This is a genomic window from Rathayibacter sp. AY1E6, from assembly GCF_002931115.1.
Lineage (GTDB): Bacteria > Actinomycetota > Actinomycetes > Actinomycetales > Microbacteriaceae > Rathayibacter.
The window spans coordinates 1-16,362 of sequence record NZ_PSVK01000019.1; the positions used below are offsets into that span (position 1 = coordinate 1).

Below are 16,362 nucleotides of genomic sequence, written 5' to 3' on the forward strand. Positions count from 1 at the left end.
CGCCCCCGCTGCCCCTGCATCGACCCCCGGCGAATCGACTCCACCCCTCTCCCGTCGCGAGCTCCGCGAGCGCGAGCGCGCTCTTGCCCTCGCCTCCGACGTCTCGCTGGCGAGCGGCTCCGACGACCTCCTCGCGGCTCCCACGGCGGAGCAGCTGCGCGAGGCGGAGCGCCGCGTCGCCTCGGTCCGCAGCGCCCCGGCCCCCGTCCCCGCACCGCGCGCGACGCCGCTCCGGCCCGTGCGCCGGGCCCGGGTCGGCGGACTCGTCGCCCTCTCCTTCGTCGCGGCCATCGTGGCGGCGACCTCTCTGCCGGCCACATCGCTCCTGACCGCGGAGGACGTGCAGGCGCAGAGCCTCTCGACCCCCTTCGGCGCCGACGCCCGCCGCGGCGCGCAGTCGTTCGTCGCCGGCGAGGTCAGCGCCGAGACGGTCGCCCGCGACGGCTTCGGCGTGCAGGAGCGCAAGACGCAGACCAACGTCGCCGACATCGTCCGCACCTCCGACACAGGCTTCACGAACGACCCGAACGCGTCGATCCAGTGGCCCTTCGCCGTCGGCGTGCCGGTGGGCGACCGCTTCGGCTACCGCAACTGCGCGGGCTGCTCGGTGAACCACGGCGGCACCGACTTCAACCCGGGCGACGGCTCGCCCATCCAGGCGATCGCCGACGGCGTCGTGCGCACGGTCATCGACGGCGAGGGCTCGCTCGGCGTGCACGTGATCGTCGACCACGAGATCGACGGGCAGCTCGTCTCGAGCGTGTACGCGCACATGCAGCACGGCTCGGCGGCCGTGAACGAGGGCGACCCGGTGAAGGTCGGCCAGCTGCTCGGCCTGGTGGGCACGACCGGCATGTCGACCGGCCCGCACCTGCACTTCGAGATCCGCCTCGACGGCGTGACGAAGGTCGACTCCTACCTCTGGCTCAAGGCCAACGCCGGGCGCTGACCCGGCGGCGGGACGCGGGAGTCGCCGGGCGGACCCCGCGGCCCGCTACTCCGCGCGCAGCCAGACCGTGGTGTCGGCCGGCAGCGCCGGCTCGTGCAGCTCCTCCGAGGACAGCACCACGGAGCCGACGGGCAGCTCGACCGGAGCCTCGCCGAGGTTCGCGATCACCGTGACCGTTCCGTTGCGGAACGCCACGACGTCCTCCGGGTAGCCCTCGAGCCATTCGACGGCGCCGGAGCCCAGGTCCTCGGCGCGGCGCACCGCGAGCAGGGACCGGTACAGCTCGAGCGTCGAGCCCGCGACACCGCGCTGGCGGTCGCGCGCGAGCGGCGCCCAGTCGCCGGGCTGCGGCAGCCAGGAGTCGCCGGTGCCGCTGAAGCCGTACGCGGGTGCGTCCGCCTCCCACGGGATCGGCACCCGGCAGCCGTCACGGCCGTAGCGCTCGCCGCCCGTGCGGAACCAGGTCGGGTCCTGACGCGCCGAGTCCGGCAGGTCGATCGCCTCGGGGAGCCCGAGCTCCTCGCCCTGGTAGACGTAGGCGGAGCCGGGGAGCGCGAGCATGAGGGCGGTCGCGGCACGAGCGCGGCGCAGCCCCAGGACGGGGTCGGGGAGTCCCGGCGTGCGCGGGCCGATGCCGTAGCCCTGCGGGTTGTCGGACGTCAGGGCCAGGCGGCTCGCGTGGCGCACGACGTCGTGGTTCGACAGCACCCAGGTCGACGGGGCGCCGACGGCGGCGAAGGCCTCGACGGAGGAGTCGATGATGTCGCGGAGGGCGGGTGCGCTCCACGGGGTCTCGAGGTAGGCGAAGTTGAAGGCCTGGTGCATCTCGTCGGGGCGGACCCAGCGGGCGAGCTTGGAGAGCGGCTGCACCCACGCCTCGGCGCAGAGCACGCGGTCGTCCGGGTACTCGGCGAGCAGGGAGTGCCAGTCGCGGTAGATCTCGTGGACGCCGTCCTGCGCCCAGTAGGGGGCGGTGGCGGGCTCCTCGCCGTCGGCGGGAGCGACTCCGCCCATCGACCCGCTGTCGGCGGGCGGCGTGTAGTCGGGCAGCCCCTCGGCCTTGATCATCCCGTGCGCCACGTCGACGCGGAAGCCGTCGACGCCGCGGTCGAGCCAGAATCGGAGGACCTCCCGGAAGCGCTCGCGCACCCACTCGTTCGTCCAGTCGAAGTCGGGCTGCGAGGTGTCGAAGAGGTGCAGGTACCACTGGCCGGCCGAGCCGTCGGGCTCCATGACGCGGGTCCACGCGGGGCCGCCGAAGACCGATTCCCAGTTGTTCGGGGGCAGCTCGCCCGACTCGCCCCGGCCGTCGCGGAACAGGTAGCGCGCCCGCTCGGCGCTGCCCGCGGGAGCGGCGAGCGCCTCCTGGAACCAGCGGTGGGCGCTGGAGGAGTGGTTGGGGACGAGGTCGACGATGATGCGGATGCCCAGGGCGTGAGCGCGGGCGAGCATCGCGTCGAAGTCGGCGAGGGTGCCGAAGAGCGGATCGACGTCGCAGTAGTCGGCGACGTCGTAGCCCGCGTCCTTCTGCGGCGAGGTCATGAAGGGCGAGAGCCAGATCGCGTCGACGCCGAGCTCGGCGAGGCTCTCGAGGCGCGAGGCGATGCCGGGCAGGTCGCCGATGCCGTCGCCGTCCGCGTCCGCGAAGGAGCGCGGGTAGATCTGGTAGATGACGGCGGTGCGCCACCACTCGGCTCCCCGGCGGTGCTCGGCCTCGGAGTCGGGGCCGGGGGAGTTCTCGGGCGCGCCGGAGGTAGCGGAGTCCAGGGTCATGAGGTCCAGTTTATCGGGCGGCTCGTGGGCGCCGGGGGCACGCCCCCCGCCGTCCCGTACAGTCGACGGGTGATCGAAGAGACGCCGGACGAGGCCCGAGCCCGACGCCGACGGGCGCTGCTGTGGGTGGTGCCGCTGCTGGTGCTGCTGGTCGGCGGCCTGGTCGCCGTCACCCTCGCGATCGGCGGATTCGCGCTGCGCAGCATGACCGGCGCCTCCGCCGTGCAGCTCGTCCTGGTCGCCTAGGCGGTCGCGGCCGGGCCGTCCTCGTCCTCGGGCGGGGGCGCGGAGGAGGTGCGCGCCCGCTCCTCGGACGCGTGCGCGGTCTCGGGCCCGGTCGCGCGGGCCTGCTCGTCGGCGCGGGTGACCGCCTCCGCGAGCTCGTCGGCGACGAGGTACCCGGGAGAGACGGCCTCGGCCCGGTAGGCCGCCCGGCCGACCATGTGCGCCGAGACGGGCACGGTCAGCAGCTGGAAGCCGATCACCAGCACGATGGTCCCCGCGGCGGCGAAGCCGGGGTTCCGGATGGCCACCGCGAGCATCACGCAGATCAGTCCGAGCACCTGCGGCTTCGTGCCCGCGTGCATCCGGGAGAGCAGGTCGTCGAACCGCATCAAGCCGATCGCGGCCAGCAGCGAGAGCAGGGCGCCGACCAGCAGCAGCACAGCGGTGAGCACGTCGAAGAACAGGTCCATGTCAGTCCTCCTCGCGGTTGGCCATGAACTTGGCGACGCTGATCGATCCGAAGACGGCGAACAGCGCGAGCCCGAGCGCGACGGGCAGGGTCCGCGCGTGGTGGTTGACCGCCATCTCGGCGCCGATCCCGCAGATGATCGTCGCGACGAGCACGTCGGCCGCGACGACCCGATCGAGCACGGACGGACCGCGGAGGATCCGCACGAGCGCGAGCAGGCAGGCGGCGCCGAAGACCGGCACCAGGATCCAGATCAGCCAGTCGATCACCGGACCAACCCCGATCCGGCCTCGATCGGCCGATTCACGCGCTGCACGTCCTCGCTGGAGCCGATGGCCCGGACGATGCGCGCTTCCGTCCGGAGGACCGTCCGGCGCACCTCGTCGATCCGCTCGCCCTCGTCGTGGGTCACGCCGAGCACGTGCAGGTAGAGGACGTTCAGCTGCGGGTCCACGTCGATCACCAGGGAGCCGGGGACGAGCGAGACGGCCTCCGTCGTCCAGACGAGCATCCCCTCGGAGCGGCTGCGCAGGTGCACGGCGACGATGGCGTTGTGGACCGGGACGGGCAGGGTCAGGATCTGCCAGGACACCCGCACCGAGGCCACCGCGATGTCGGCCAGCAGGCGCAGGAGGAAGAGGAGCACGAACCACGGGTTGATGCGGTTCGAGAACTCGACCGGCGGCAGGTAGAACACCCGGGTGATCAGCAGGGCGACCAGGAAGCCGGTGACGATCGACAGCACCGAGACGTCGTCCCAGAGCAGCACCCAGATCCCGACGAGGGTCACGAACATCGCGACGCGGTTCCAGATGTCGACGCGGCGGCGGGGGCTCATCGCGGCCCCTCCTCTCCGAAGGACGAGTCGCGGTAGACGGTCGCGATGTAGGTCGCGGGGTCGGCGACCGCGCTCGCCGCTCGCTCGCTCGCGTCGTAGAGGGGACCGGCGCCGACGGTCAGCACGACGCCGACGACGACCATCCCCGCGGTGGCGAGCACCATCATGGGCGGCGAGTGGCGGGTGCGGATGCTGCCCGTGTCGTCGGGGTCCTCCTGCAGCTGGTCGATCAGGGGCGACTCGTAGCCGGGCACCTCCTCCTGCCGGCGCCAGAAGACCATGTTCCAGACGCGCGCGACGGCGTAGAGGGTCAGGAGCGAGGTGACGGCTCCGGCGGCGATGACGGCCCAGATCAGCCACGACGGCTGGTCGACGGCCGCCTCCGTGCCGGCGACGAAGAGCCCCACCTTGCCGAGGAAGCCGGTGAACGGCGGGATCCCGCCGAGGTTCATCGCGGGGATGAAGTAGAGCAGCGCCAGCAGCGGCGAGGCCTTGAGCAGCCCGCCGAGGCGCAGGATCGAGGTGGTGCCGCCGACGCGCTCGATCAGGCCGGTCGCGAGGAAGAGCGTCGTCTGCACCGTGATGTGGTGGATGACGTAGAAGATCGTCGCCGCGTAGCCGGCCGGGGTGCCCACGGCGATCCCGAAGACCATGTAGCCGATGTGCGAGACCAGCGTGAAGGACAGCATCCGCTTGATGTCGGCCTGCGCGACGGCGCCGAGGATGCCGACGATCAGCGTCAGCAGCGCCACCACCAGCAGCACCTCGCTCAGCCTCCCGCCGGGGAAGAGCAGGGTCTCGGTGCGGATCAGCGCGTACACGCCGACCTTGGTGAGGAGTCCGGCGAAGACGGCGGTGACCGGCGCCGGAGCCGTGGGGTACGAGTCCGGGAGCCAGAACGACAGGGGGAACACGGCCGCCTTGATCCCGAAGCCGAGCAGCAGCACCACGTGGAGCACCAGCTGCACGTCGGCGGGGAGCTCGGCGATGCGGATCGAGAGCTGCGCCATGTTGACCGTGCCGGTGGCGCCGTAGAGCAGGCCGATGGCCGAGAGGAAGAACACGCTCGAGACCAGGCTGACGACCACGTAGGTCGTGCCGGCGCGGATCCGCGGCGCGGTGCCGCCCAGGGTGATCAGCACGTAGCTCGCGGCCAGCAGGATCTCGAAGCCGACGTAGAGGTTGAAGAGGTCGCCCGCGACGAAGGCGTTGAGGATGCCCGCCGAGAGGATCAGGTAGGTCGGGTGGAAGATCGTGACCGGCGTCTCGCGGTTGCCGTCGACGAGGCCCTGGCCGACCGAGAACAGCAGGACGCCCAGCAGGGTGATCGAGGTGATCACGAGCATCAGCGCGGCGAGCGGATCGACGACCAGCACGATGCCCCACGGCGGCTCCCAGCCGCCCACGTAGACGGCGCTGCCGCCTCCGTCGCCGGTGAGGACCAGCACGAGCATCACCGAGGAGATCACCAGAACGCTCGAGAGCGTCACGATGTTCACGGTGATCTGCGCGCGCCGGTGGCGTCCGAGGATCAGCGCAACGGCCGCTCCCAGGAGGGGGAGGGTGACGACGAGCGGGATCAGGGCGTTCATCGGTCCTCCTTCCTGTCGTCGGTCATGGCGCTCTCCCCGTGCTTGGCGGCGGTGCCCTCGTCGCTGGACTCGAGCAGGACGTCGAGCGCCCGGTCGTCGGCGGTGGTCTGGGCCGAGATGCCCGCCGCGTCCTCGCGGACGGAGGCGTCGGTCTCGTCGTCCTCCACCTGGTCGGCGTTGGCGAGGCGCCAGCGCCGGTAGATCATCGCGAGGAGGAAGGCGGACACCCCGAAGGTGATCACGATCGCGGTGAGGATCAGCGCCTGCGGCAGCGGGTCGGCCATCTCGGCGGCGATCTGCTCGTAGGAGCGCCCGTCGTCGGTGACGAACGGCGCGATGCCCGAGCGGCCGGCCATCAGCAGGATGAGGATGTTGGTCGCGTTCCCGACGAGCAGGAACCCGATCAGGATGCGGGTGAGGCTGCGCTCGAGCATCTGGTAGACGCCCGCCGCGTACATCACTGCCATCACGACGACGAGGACGAGGGTGATGCTCATGCGCCGTCCCCCCTGCCCGGTCCGCCGACGACCGTGGAGCCGGTGGGGAGCGAGGTCTCAAGCCCGTCGACTGTGCCCTGGCCGGGGCCGGGGGTGCTGTCCGTCGAGTGCGTGACGCCGTCGCCCGAGGGGGAGCCCTGCTCGGCCTCCTCGCCGTGGCGGTCGACCTCGCCGCCGAGGCTGCGGAGGATGTCGAGGGCGAGGCCGATCACGATCAGGTACACCCCGATGTCGAAGAGGGTGGACGTGCCCAGGTGGAGCTCGCCCAGCACCGGCACCTCGAGGTCGAGCCAGCTCGATTCGAGGACCTCGAGGCCGAAGGCGAGGGAGGAGACGGCCGTGCCGACGGCGAAGAAGAGGCCGAGTCCGAGGACCTTGCCCGCGTCGATCGGCGCGGCCTCGCCGAGCTCGAAGCGGCCGCCGGCGAGGTAGCGCGCGACGAGGGCGAGACCGGCGAGCAGGCCGCCCGCGAAGCCTCCGCCCGGGGTGTTGTGTCCGGTGAAGAGCAGGTAGACCGACACGATCATCGCGGGGTGGAAGAGCAGGCGCACCAGCACCTCGAGCACGATCGAGCGGTTCTCCGGCCGGAGCGTGCGCCCGGCGACGAGCCAGGAGCCGCGGTCGCCGTCGCGCTCGGCGTCGGCGGAGGAGGTGGTCAGGTCCATCGCGCGCTCGCGGCGGTCGTCGGCGCTCTGCGACTCGAGGCGGGGAGCGCCTCCGGCCCGGCTGGAGAGGAAGATCAGGCTCGCGACGCCGGTGGCGACCACGACGAGGACCGAGATCTCGCCCATCGTGTCCCAGGCGCGGATGTCGACGAGCAGGACGTTGACGATGTTGCGGCCCTTGCCCTCCTCGTAGGCGAGGCGGGGCAGCTCGGCCGAGATCGGCGTCGCGGTCCGGGCGCCGAGGGCGATGGTGGCGGCGAGGGCCATGACCGCTCCGACCGCGATGCCGATGACGGCGCGCAGGCGCTTGCGCATCGGCTGGTGCTTCGCGGCGATGCGGGTCGGGAGGCGGCGCAGCACCAGGACGAAGACCACGAGGGTCACCGTCTCGATGAGCGCCTGGGTGAGGGCGAGGTCCGGTGCACCCTGCAGGGCGAAGAGGGCCACCATCCCGTAGCCGGTGGCGCCGGCCAGCAGCACGGCGGCGACGCGGTTGCGGGCGATCGCGCACAGCACCGCCGCGAGGATCATCACGGCCGCGACCGCGAGCTGGCCCGGGCTGTCCCAGAAGACGAGATCGCCCGGCCAGGTGCGGTTGAGGGCGGCCGCACCGCCGACGCCGAGGACGAAGACCGCGAAGATCACCGTCAGGTAGCGGGGGAGCGAGCCGCGCTGGACGGACTCGGTGACCGTGCTGGCGACTCGGTCGAGCCAGCGGACGGTGGCCCAGTAGCCCTCGGCCGAGTCGATCCGGTTGGGCAGCATCGACTGGGCGCGCGCGACGGCGACGCGCTTGGCGAAGAGCAGGAGTCCGACGGCGATCACGAGGGCGCTGAGTGCCAGCGCGGGCTCGAAGCCGTGCCAGAGCGCGAGGTGGTAGCCGCCGTGGTCGGAGGCCTCCGCGGCGGCGGCGAGCTCCGGGTCGGCGTCCGGGGCGGCGTAGGGGAGGGTGTCCGCGTAGACGGCGACGAGCGGGTCGAGCACGGAGGCGGCGATCCCGCCGATCATGCTGGCGGCGGCCAGCAGCACCGGGGCGGCGGTGAAGGTCCACGGCTCGGCGTGCAGGTGCGTGTCCTCGAGCCCCTTCTTCCGGGCGAAGGCGCCCCAGAAGAAGCGCGCGGAGTAGGCCACGGTGAGGATCGAGCCGAGGACGAGGCCGACCAGCGCGACCCAGGCCCAGAACGAGCCCTGCTCGATCGCCGAGATCAGGCTCGTGAACACGGCCTCCTTGGCGACGAAGCCCAGCAGCGGCGGGATGCCCGCCATCGACAGCACGCCGACGAGGGCGGCGCCCGCGAGCACCGGCGCCTGCCGTCCCAGGCCGCTGAGCTTGCGGAGGTCGCGCGTGCCGGCGCGGTGGTCGACGATGCCGACGGTGAGGAAGAGCAGCGCCTTGAAGAGGGCGTGGGCGACGAGCAGGGTCAGTCCGGCCAGCGCGGCGTCGCGCGAGCCGAAGCCGACGGCGACGGTCAGGAAGCCGAGCTGGCTGACGGTGCCGTAGGCCAGCACGAGCTTGAGGTCGTACTGCCGGAGCGAGCGCCAGCCGCCGACGAGCATGGTCCAGACTCCGACGCTCACCACTACGGGCAGCCAGACGGAGTCGTCGGCGAAGCCCGGCGCGAGGCGCGCGACGAGGTAGATGCCCGCCTTCACCATCGCGGCGGCGTGCAGGTAGGCGCTGACCGGCGTGGGAGCGGCCATCGCGGCCGGCAGCCAGAAGTGGAACGGCACCAGGGCGGACTTCGAGAACGCGCCGAGCAGCACCAGCACCAGCGCCGTCGACACGATCGGGCCGGAGGGGGCGGCGGCGGCGATCCCGGAGAGGCTGGTGGTACCGGCCTGCACGATCAGGACGATGATCCCGACCAGCATCGCCAGCCCGCCGAGAGTCGTGACCAGGAGCGCCTGGAGACCGGCACCCCGGCTCTCCTTGCGCCCGCTGTAGTGGCCGATGAGGAGGTAGGAGAGGACGCTCGTCGCCTCCCAGAAGACGAAGAGGATGATCACGTCGTCGGCCGTGACCAGCCCGTACATCACTCCGGCGAACGCGGACAGGAGCGCTGCGAACCGGCCCAGCGAGGGCTCGTCGCGGCTGAAGTACGTCGCGCAGTAGGCGAGGACCAGGGCGCCGACTCCGCTGACCACGAGGGCGAGGACGATCGAGAGCGCGTCCAGGCGGAAGGAGAGGGCGATGTCGAGCGCGGGGATCCACGGCACGGACTCGCGGATCTCGCCGCCGTCGAGGATCGTCGGCAGGGCGGTCGCGGTGGCGACGAAGCTCGCGGCCGGGATCAGCGCCAGCGCGTAGAACGTCTTCGGCCCGAACCGGTCCACCAGCCAGGGGGTCACCACGGCGATCGCGAACGAGATCACGAGGATGAGGAGCATCACATGTTCCTCCCAAGGTGTACCCAGCGCATAAGTCGGTCAAGAATATCGGAGCGCCCTCCCGCGGAACCTGAGTGCGGAGAGGCTTGACGGCCCCGTCGTGATCCGCCAGGGCCCTACCGTGGGGAGCATGGCCCGCTCGCTCCTCCCCGACCAGCTCTGCCGACTCCGCGTCCACGACCTCGCGACGGGGGAGTCGACGACCGTCTTCGAGTCCGACTCCGTCCTCGTGGAGGCGCCGAACTGGACTCCGGACGGCTCCGCCCTGATCGTGAACGGCGACGGCGGCCTCTTCCGGCTGCCGCTCGAGGGGGCGGCCGTGCTCGAGCCGATCCCGCTCGACGGGGTGCCGGCCGAGCTCAACAACGACCACGTGCTCGCCCCGTCCGGCGGGCTCGCCTACGTCTCGGCGCGCGACGGGCACCTCTACGCGGTCGAGCTCGACGGCTCCGCCCCCGCCCGCCGTCTGACCGCCGAGCGCGAGGGCGCGCGCTTCAAGCACTACCTGCACGGCGTCTCGCCCGACGGCGCGACCCTCGCGCTGATCGGCGGCGGCGACGCCTCCGGGCGGTGGCGGACCGACGTCTACACGATGCCGGCCGCAGGAGGCGCGCTCACCGCCCTGACCGACGACGAGCCGGCGGACGACGGCGTCGACGTCTCGGCCGACGGCCGCACCCTCGTCTTCAACTCCGAGCGGGCCGGAGGCGGGGCGCAGCTGTTCCGCATCGGTCTCGACGGCTCCGCGCTCTCCCGCCTGGTCGAGTCGGACACGGTCGACTGGTTCCCGCACGAGTCGCCCGACGGCGCGCACCTGCTCTACCTCGCCTATCCGGAGGGAACGGCCGGGCACCCCGAGAACGTCGACGTCGAGCTGCGGCTGCTCGACCTCCCCGGGCGCTCGACGCTCGAGCCCGGCCGTGTGCTGGAGCGCCTCCACGGCGGGCAGGGGACGATCAACGTCTCCGGCTGGGCGCCGGACTCGACGCGCTTCGCCTACGCCGACTACCCGCGGCGCTGACAGCCTGAGTCCTTGCCGCGCATGCGCGGGAGGGGGATCGATCACGGCGGGGAGCGGGTCTTGAATCGGGAGATGACCATCGACAGCGCAGCATCCTCCTCCGTCACCCGCTCGCCGCTCGGCGACTCCGGCATCGACGTCTTCCCGCTCTCGCTCGGCGGCAACGTCTTCGGCTGGACCGCGGGCCGGCAGACCTCCTTCGACGTCCTCGACGGCTACACGGCCGCGGGCGGCGACTTCATCGACACCGCCGACGCCTACTCCGCCTGGGTCCCGGGCAACACGGGCGGCGAGTCCGAGACGATCATCGGCGAGTGGCTCGCGCGGCGCTCGGGGGACCGGGACGACGTGGTGATCGCGACGAAGGCGGGCCGCCACCCGCAGTTCACCGGCCTCGCGCCCGACACCGTGCGCGCGGCCGCCCGCGCCTCCCTCGAGCGCCTCGCGACCGACCGGATCGACCTCTACTACGCCCACTTCGACGACGAGGCCGTGCCGATGGCCGACATCGCCGCCGTGTTCTCCGAGCTCGTGGACCAGGGCCTCGTCCGCGCGATCGGAGTGTCGAACTTCAGCGCCGAGCGCGTCGCGGAGTGGCTGCGCATCGCGGGCGAGGAGGGCCTGCACGCGCCCGTCGCGCTGCAGCCGCACTACAACCTCGTGGAGCGCGGGATCGAGGCCGACCTTCTGCCCCTCGCCCGCGAGGCGGGGCTGGCCGTCGTCCCCTACTCCGCCCTGGCGTCAGGATTCCTGACCGGCAAGTACCGCGACGGATCGACGCCCGAGGGTCCGCGCGCCGACGGCGCCTCCCGCTACCTCGACGGCCGCGGCCGCCGGGTGCTGGCGGCGCTCGATGCGGCGGCGGAGGCGCACGGCGCCGAGGTGGCGACGGTGGCGCTCGCCTGGCTCCGCTCGCAGCCCGGAGTGGTCGCGCCGATCGCCAGCGCCCGCGTGATGGAGCAGCTGCCGGCGCTGATCGCCTCGGCCTCCCTCGAGCTGAGCGCCGAGGAGCTCGCCGCGCTCGACGAGGCGAGCCGGGCGTAGCCGCAGACGGGCGGCCGCGGGGGCGCGTCCCCCGCGGTCATCGACGCTCCGCGGAGGTGCTATCGTCTAACGGTGCCAAATCGCGGGCACGCCCCGAGAGGGGCTGTCAGACCCGCAGGTGCGCCCCCTTAGCTCATTGGTAGAGCACTTCCTTGGTAAGGAAGAGGTAGTGGGTCCGATTCCCACAGGGGGCTCCGTTCCCCGCAGGCCAGACCTGCGAAGAACGCGCGGCGGGGTAGCTCAGGTGGTTAGAGCACACGGCTCATAATCGTGGTGTCGCGGGTTCAAGTCCCGCTCCCGCTACAGCGAGAAGGCCCCGGTTCGCGCGTCGAGCCGGGGCCTTCGGCGTTCCCGGGCGAGGTCCTGCCCGTGGGAGAGGTCTCAGACCGCGCAGCCCGCGAAGAGCACGTCGTCCGAGGAGACCAGGTCCTCCAGGGTCAGCAGGCGGTCGAGGTCGTGGCCGGCGGCCAGGGCGTTGGCGCGCTCCGGTGCGGTCTGGGGGGCGAGGCGCCCCTCCATGACCCCGCCGAGGGCGCGGACGGCGCAGGCGGCGACCACTCCCTCCGGGGTGCCGCCGATGCCGAGGACGAGGTCGACGCGGCCCGCGGGATCGGCCGCCTCGATCGCGACCGACACGTCGCCCTCGCCGCGCAGCTCGAGCGCGACCCCGGCCGCGCGCAGAGCCGCGATGAGCCCGGAGTGACGCGGCTTGTCGAGCACGACGACGACCAGCTCCGCGACGGGCTTCCCGAGCGCCGCCGCCAGCCGTGCGGCGTTCTCGGCGGGAGGGAGGTCGAGCGAGACGGCGCCCCGGCCCGCTCCGGAGCAGACCAGCTTGTCCATGTAGAAGACGTCACGCGGGTCGAACAGCGTGCCTCGCGGGGCCAGCGCGATCACGCTCACCGAGCCGGGGAGCCCCTCCGCCGTGAGCCGGGTCCCGTCGAGCGGATCGACCGCCACGTCGCAGGAGGGAGCGGAGGCGCGGCCGAGGCGCTCGCCGTTCGCGAGCATCGGGGCCTCGTCCTTCTCGCCCTCGCCTATCACGACGACGCCGTCGAACGGAGCGTCGGCCAGCACGGCGCGCATCGCCGCGACCGACGCCTCGTCCGCCGCGACCTTGTCGCCGCGCCCGTACCAGCCGCGCGCCGCCTCGGCCGCCGCGCGCACGGCTGCGGCCACCGCCTCCTGCAGCTCGGCCGGGTAGGCGGGCGACGCGATCAGCCGCAGGCCGCTCATGCGCGCGCGGGCTGAGCGGTCGCGGTGCGGACCAGCCGCTCCAGGGTGCGCAGGCCGTCGGAGGAGAGCACCGACTCCAGGTGCCCCTGCACCGACGCGACGTGCTCGCCGCGCAGGGCGTTGACCACTCCCGTCTCCGGGTCGACCGACACCTCGAGCCCCAGCCGGGGCGTGCGCGCGACGCCGGGGGCGACGGAGGAGAAGGTGTTGTAGAAGCCGATCGCGGCGTCCTCGCCGAACACGTCCACCGCCAGGCGCACGCCCTGGCGGGGCGCGGGCAGCGGCTCGACCGGGAGGCCCGCCAGCAGTGAGAGCATCTGGTGGCTGAGGCAGACGGCGAGCATCGGCCGCTCCGCCTCGAGGCGGGTGGTCATCAGCGAGCGCAGGTGCGCGATCCGCGGGTCGGAGTCGTCGCGGGGGTCGCCCGGGCCGGGGCCGAAGACGACGAGGTCGTCGCTCAGCACGTCGGCGACCTCCGACCAGCGCTCGACCCGGGCGTCCATCCCGAGGTGGCGCAGCTGGTGGGCGAGCATCGTCGTGAACTGGTCCTCGTTGTCGACGATCAGCGCGGTGTGCCCGGCGAGGCCGGCGATGTGCTCGGGCGCCTGGGGCCGGAGCCAGAACGAGGCGAGCCGCTCGTTGCGCGCCTCGAGTGCCTCCTGCACGCCCGGCTGCGCGTTCAGGTCGAGGGCCGGCGGCACCTCGCGGTGCGGCAGCAGGCCGAGGGCGGAGAGGACGCCCGACGCCTTCGCCCGCGTCTCGGCGACCTCGCCCTCGGGGGTGGAGTGGCGCACGAGCGTCGCGCCGGCCGGCACGGTGAGGCGGCCGTCCGCGCGGAGGTAGGCGGTGCGGATGAGGATGGGGGCGTCGACCGTGTAGCCGTGCTCCTCCGGCTCGAAGAGGGCGAGCACGCCGGAGTAGTAGCCGCGCGGCTCCTTCTCGTACTCGGCGATCACGGCGCACGCGTTCTCCATCGGCGAGCCGGTGACCGTGGGCGCGAACATCGTCAGCCGCAGGACCTCGCGCACGTCGAGTCCGGTGCGGCCCTCGAGCAGGTACTCGGTGTGGCTGAGCCGCGACATCTGCTTGAGGAACGGCCCGAGGATGCGGCCGCCGTCCGGGCAGACCGCGCTCATCATCTTCATCTCCTCGTCCACGACCATGAAGAGCTCCTCGCTCTCCTTGACGTCGGCGAGGAACGCGAGCACCTCCTCCCCGGTGGGTCCGGCCGCGGGGTGGCGGAAGGTGCCGCTGATCGGGTTCATCATCGCGACGCCGTCGCGCACCGAGACGTGGCGCTCGGGGGTCGCGCCGACGGCGGTGACCGTCTGCGCGCCGTCGACGCCGGGGGTGTGGATCGCGAAGGTCCAGTACGCGCCGGACTCGTCGGTGAGCAGGCGGCGGAACCAGGCCAGGACCGCCTCGACGGGCGGCGCGTCGGTCTGCGCGACGAAGGCGCGGTTGATGACGAAGTTGGCGCCCTCGCCGCGGCCGATCTCGTCCTCGATCACCCGGCGGACGATGTCGGCGTACTCGTCGTCCGGCACGTCGAAGCCGCGCTCCTCGACCGGGATCTCCCGCTCGGGCAGGAGCCGCAGCACCTCCGCCAGGGGGACGCTCTCGCGCTCGCGCACCACGAGGTTGCGCAGCGGGGCTCCGTCGTCCTTCGCCGCGAAGCCGCGCTCGCGCACCTGCCGGTAGGGCACGAGGGTCAGCACGTCGTCGCCGTCGAGCGGGATGTCGGCCAGGCCCTCGACGTCGAGCACGTCGCCCGTGAACACGTCGACGGCGTCGCGGCCCTGGCGGAGGACCACCGCGAACGGCAGCGTCCCGTCGGAGGCGAGGATGCGGGAGAGGAGCGAGGTCATCGTGGTCCTTGAATCGGGTCGTGCCCCACCCGGGCCCTGACATGCAGAACGACCGCCCGGAGGAGGCGGTCGCGTGCGAGGGGTCTGCGCGTCGGTCCGCCTAGGAGGCGGGCCACCAGGGGCTTCGGATCGACGTGCGCACGCGGCGAGTCTAGGGGAGAGCCGGGCGGCGGCCAAGCGGTGTCAGGCGGCCGGCCGCTCGGTCGGCTCGCCCCGCAGGGTCCGGAGCAGGAGGGTCGCGCCGGCCGTCGCGGCGGGGGTGGCGACGACCGCGCCCCCGGGGACGAGGAACGCCAGGTAGACGGCGATACCGAAGCCGAGCGAGACCGCGCGGTGCTCGCCGAGGAGGCGGCGGCGGTCGCGGAGGGAGAGCCCCCGGGCGTCGCCCGCGAACCCGGTCAGCTCGAGCGCGAGGGCCCTCCCGCCGACCAGGGCGCCGGCGACGAGGCCGACGATCGAGCCGACCAGCGGCACCAGGCCCAGCAGCACCAGGACCACGCCGATCCCGAGGGAGGTGGCGACCAGCGCGGCGGAGTCGCGGAGGCCGCGGCCGACCCCCTGCCAGAAGGTGCTCTCGCGCTCGTCGGGCACGCCGCCGAGGTCGTCCTCGACCCGCCGCCAGATCCGCTCGTAGAAGGGGTCGCCGACCAGCAGGGTCACCGCGGCGAAGAGGACCACGCCGAGGGCGAGCGAGGCGCCGACCACCGCGATCGAGAGCACCAGGCGGACGGTGGCGGCCGTGCCCTCGTCCCAGCCGCCTGCGAACGGGGTGAGCGCGGTCACCGCGTCCTGCACCCGCGTGAGCACCAGGACCAGCACGCCGACGAAGACCAGACCGACGATCAGGGGCGGGATCGCGCCGAGGAGCATCGCCCGCGGCGAGCGGACCCAGGTGCGGAAGCCGCGGAGGAAGAGCCGGGCACCGAGGCCGAGATCGCGGAGGACGCTCATCCCCCGATCCTCGCAGGTGGGTCCGGGTCGGGGGTCCGGCAGAACGCCCGACTGCACGGGACGTGGAACCTCAGACCCGCTCGAACGGAGCGAGCAGCCCCGCCATCGCCTTCGTCCGCGGCGCGGCGTACTCGTCGCGCCGCGAGGTGCTGACGCCCATCGCGACGAGCCCCTCCACCAGGCGCACCGCCGAGGCGACGCCGTCGATCACGGGCACGCCCAGCTCCCGTGAGAGGTCGCGGCACAGGTCGGCCATGCCCGCGCAGCCCAGCACGATCGAGTCGGACCCGTCGACGGCCAGCGCTTCGGCGCACTCCGCCAGGATCGCGCGGCGGGCGTCGGAGCGGGGGTCGTCGAGTTCGAGCACGGGGATGTCGCAGGCGCGCACCTGACGGCAGGCGTCGCCGAACCCGGCGCGGCGGGCGATGTCCCAGGCGCGGCCGCTGGTGCGCGAGAGCGTGGTGACCACGCTGAAGCCCCGGCCGACGAGCGCGGCCATGTGCATGGCGGCCTCGGCGATCCCCACGACCGGGCCGCTTGCGATCTCGCGCGCGGCGTCGACGCCCGGGTCGCCGAAGCACGCGATGACCGCGCCGTCGCTGCCGGCCGCCTCCGCCCGGGCGATCTCGTGCAGGACGCCGGGCACGGCGAGCGCCTCGTCGTAGTGGCTCTCGATCGATGCCGGACCCATCGGCGGGGTGACGGCCGTGATCTCGGTGCCGAGCGAGGCGACGGAGCGGGCGGCCGCGCCGATCGCCGCGGTCATCGCAGTGCTGGTGTTCGGGTTGACGACGGTGATGCGCATGGTGGTTCCTCGGTTCGGGTGCCGGGAGGGGGAGGGACCCG

At 73.0% G+C, this 16,362-nt stretch carries 15 protein-coding genes and 2 tRNA genes; 6 read left to right on the forward strand and 11 right to left on the reverse strand.

Translation table 11 applies throughout. The features are described from left to right. Positions 1-949: M23 family metallopeptidase (locus C5C46_RS17370; RefSeq protein ID WP_104227031.1), on the forward strand; the 949-nt coding region annotated here is incomplete at its 5' end. Between the two features lie 45 nt (positions 950-994). On the opposite strand, the gene C5C46_RS13295 is transcribed toward C5C46_RS17370, so the two are convergent. Next, the gene (locus tag C5C46_RS13295; protein WP_104227032.1) at positions 995-2,722 is read right to left on the reverse strand and encodes a glycoside hydrolase family 13 protein; all 1,728 of its coding nucleotides are present in this window, start codon (positions 2,720-2,722) and stop codon (positions 995-997) included. A 69-nt stretch (positions 2,723-2,791) separates the two neighbouring features. On the opposite strand from C5C46_RS13295, the gene C5C46_RS17010 reads away from it, so the two are divergent. After that, positions 2,792-2,968 carry a hypothetical protein gene (locus C5C46_RS17010; RefSeq protein WP_181067860.1) on the forward strand — a complete coding sequence of 59 codons (177 nt, stop codon included), beginning with the start codon at positions 2,792-2,794 and terminating at the stop codon, positions 2,966-2,968. Here C5C46_RS17010 and mnhG read toward each other — a convergent pair. From mnhG to C5C46_RS13325, 6 genes are read right to left on the reverse strand one after another with little or no spacing between them, the layout of a single operon-like run. Beyond that, the gene (gene mnhG / locus C5C46_RS13300; protein ID WP_244229587.1) at positions 2,965-3,417 is read right to left on the reverse strand and encodes a monovalent cation/H(+) antiporter subunit G; all 453 of its coding nucleotides are present in this window, start codon (positions 3,415-3,417) and stop codon (positions 2,965-2,967) included. The genes C5C46_RS17010 and mnhG overlap by 4 nt on opposite strands. A 1-nt stretch (position 3,418) precedes the next feature. Beyond that, on the reverse strand, positions 3,419-3,685 hold the full coding sequence (locus tag C5C46_RS13305) for a monovalent cation/H+ antiporter complex subunit F (protein ID WP_308470711.1): 267 nt from the start codon (positions 3,683-3,685) through the stop codon (positions 3,419-3,421). Beyond that, positions 3,682-4,254 carry a Na+/H+ antiporter subunit E gene (locus C5C46_RS13310; protein WP_104227033.1) on the reverse strand — a complete coding sequence of 191 codons (573 nt, stop codon included), beginning with the start codon at positions 4,252-4,254 and terminating at the stop codon, positions 3,682-3,684. The genes C5C46_RS13305 and C5C46_RS13310 overlap by 4 nt, the downstream gene beginning before the upstream one ends. Then, the gene (locus C5C46_RS13315) at positions 4,251-5,846 is read right to left on the reverse strand and encodes a Na+/H+ antiporter subunit D (protein WP_104227034.1); all 1,596 of its coding nucleotides are present in this window, start codon (positions 5,844-5,846) and stop codon (positions 4,251-4,253) included. The genes C5C46_RS13310 and C5C46_RS13315 overlap by 4 nt, the downstream gene beginning before the upstream one ends. Beyond that, the gene (locus tag C5C46_RS13320; RefSeq protein WP_104223614.1) at positions 5,843-6,343 is read right to left on the reverse strand and encodes a Na(+)/H(+) antiporter subunit C; all 501 of its coding nucleotides are present in this window, start codon (positions 6,341-6,343) and stop codon (positions 5,843-5,845) included. Before C5C46_RS13320 ends, C5C46_RS13315 begins: the two co-directional genes overlap by 4 nt. Beyond that, complete coding sequence (locus C5C46_RS13325) at positions 6,340-9,396, reverse strand: Na+/H+ antiporter subunit A (RefSeq protein WP_104227035.1); 3,057 nt, start codon at positions 9,394-9,396, stop codon at positions 6,340-6,342. The genes C5C46_RS13320 and C5C46_RS13325 overlap by 4 nt, the downstream gene beginning before the upstream one ends. 130 nt (positions 9,397-9,526) lie before the next feature. Between C5C46_RS13325 and C5C46_RS13330 the strand changes: the two genes are divergently transcribed. The 4 genes from C5C46_RS13330 (at position 9,527) to C5C46_RS13345 (ending at position 11,764) form a co-directional block, all read left to right on the forward strand. Next, complete coding sequence (locus C5C46_RS13330) at positions 9,527-10,417, forward strand: PD40 domain-containing protein (protein ID WP_104227036.1); 891 nt, start codon at positions 9,527-9,529, stop codon at positions 10,415-10,417. Positions 10,418-10,489: 72 nt separating this feature from the next. After that, positions 10,490-11,461, forward strand: coding sequence for an aldo/keto reductase (locus tag C5C46_RS13335; RefSeq protein WP_104227037.1), 972 nt, complete (start codon positions 10,490-10,492; stop codon positions 11,459-11,461). Positions 11,462-11,583: 122 nt separating this feature from the next. After that, positions 11,584-11,655, forward strand: a tRNA-Thr gene (locus C5C46_RS13340). Positions 11,656-11,690: 35 nt separating this feature from the next. Beyond that, a tRNA-Met gene (locus C5C46_RS13345) sits at positions 11,691-11,764 on the forward strand. A 78-nt stretch (positions 11,765-11,842) separates the two neighbouring features. On the opposite strand, the gene C5C46_RS13350 is transcribed toward C5C46_RS13345, so the two are convergent. The 4 genes from C5C46_RS13350 to C5C46_RS13365 form a co-directional block, all read right to left on the reverse strand. After that, entirely contained in the window at positions 11,843-12,697 is an 855-nt protein-coding gene (locus C5C46_RS13350) for a fructose-bisphosphatase class II family protein (RefSeq protein WP_104227038.1), read from the reverse strand. After that, positions 12,694-14,565, reverse strand: coding sequence for an anthranilate synthase family protein (locus tag C5C46_RS13355; RefSeq protein WP_104227039.1), 1,872 nt, complete (start codon positions 14,563-14,565; stop codon positions 12,694-12,696). Before C5C46_RS13355 ends, C5C46_RS13350 begins: the two co-directional genes overlap by 4 nt. Before the next feature lie 183 nt (positions 14,566-14,748). After that, positions 14,749-15,516, reverse strand: coding sequence for an EI24 domain-containing protein (locus C5C46_RS13360; RefSeq protein ID WP_104227040.1), 768 nt, complete (start codon positions 15,514-15,516; stop codon positions 14,749-14,751). A 70-nt stretch (positions 15,517-15,586) separates the two neighbouring features. Continuing rightward, positions 15,587-16,321 carry an aspartate/glutamate racemase family protein gene (locus C5C46_RS13365; protein WP_104227041.1) on the reverse strand — a complete coding sequence of 245 codons (735 nt, stop codon included), beginning with the start codon at positions 16,319-16,321 and terminating at the stop codon, positions 15,587-15,589. Between the last annotated feature and the right edge of the window lie 41 nt (positions 16,322-16,362).

What these genes read in the sequence shown, in the direction of transcription:
- C5C46_RS13295 (WP_104227032.1), bottom strand. Translation starts at nt 2,722, where the DNA reads ATGACCCTGGACTCCGCTACCTCCGGCGCGCCCGAGAACTCCCCCGGC.
- mnhG (WP_244229587.1), bottom strand. Translation starts at nt 3,417, where the DNA reads ATGGACCTGTTCTTCGACGTGCTCACCGCTGTGCTGCTGCTGGTCGGC.
- C5C46_RS13310 (WP_104227033.1), bottom strand. Translation starts at nt 4,254, where the DNA reads ATGAGCCCCCGCCGCCGCGTCGACATCTGGAACCGCGTCGCGATGTTC.
- C5C46_RS13315 (WP_104227034.1), bottom strand. Translation starts at nt 5,846, where the DNA reads ATGAACGCCCTGATCCCGCTCGTCGTCACCCTCCCCCTCCTGGGAGCG.
- C5C46_RS13320 (WP_104223614.1), bottom strand. Translation starts at nt 6,343, where the DNA reads ATGAGCATCACCCTCGTCCTCGTCGTCGTGATGGCAGTGATGTACGCG.
- C5C46_RS13325 (WP_104227035.1), bottom strand. Translation starts at nt 9,396, where the DNA reads ATGCTCCTCATCCTCGTGATCTCGTTCGCGATCGCCGTGGTGACCCCC.
- C5C46_RS13330 (WP_104227036.1), top strand. Translation starts at nt 9,527, where the DNA reads ATGGCCCGCTCGCTCCTCCCCGACCAGCTCTGCCGACTCCGCGTCCAC.
- C5C46_RS13335 (WP_104227037.1), top strand. Translation starts at nt 10,490, where the DNA reads ATGACCATCGACAGCGCAGCATCCTCCTCCGTCACCCGCTCGCCGCTC.
- C5C46_RS13350 (WP_104227038.1), bottom strand. Translation starts at nt 12,697, where the DNA reads ATGAGCGGCCTGCGGCTGATCGCGTCGCCCGCCTACCCGGCCGAGCTG.
- C5C46_RS13355 (WP_104227039.1), bottom strand. Translation starts at nt 14,565, where the DNA reads ATGACCTCGCTCCTCTCCCGCATCCTCGCCTCCGACGGGACGCTGCCG.
- C5C46_RS13360 (WP_104227040.1), bottom strand. Translation starts at nt 15,516, where the DNA reads ATGAGCGTCCTCCGCGATCTCGGCCTCGGTGCCCGGCTCTTCCTCCGC.
- C5C46_RS13365 (WP_104227041.1), bottom strand. Translation starts at nt 16,321, where the DNA reads ATGCGCATCACCGTCGTCAACCCGAACACCAGCACTGCGATGACCGCG.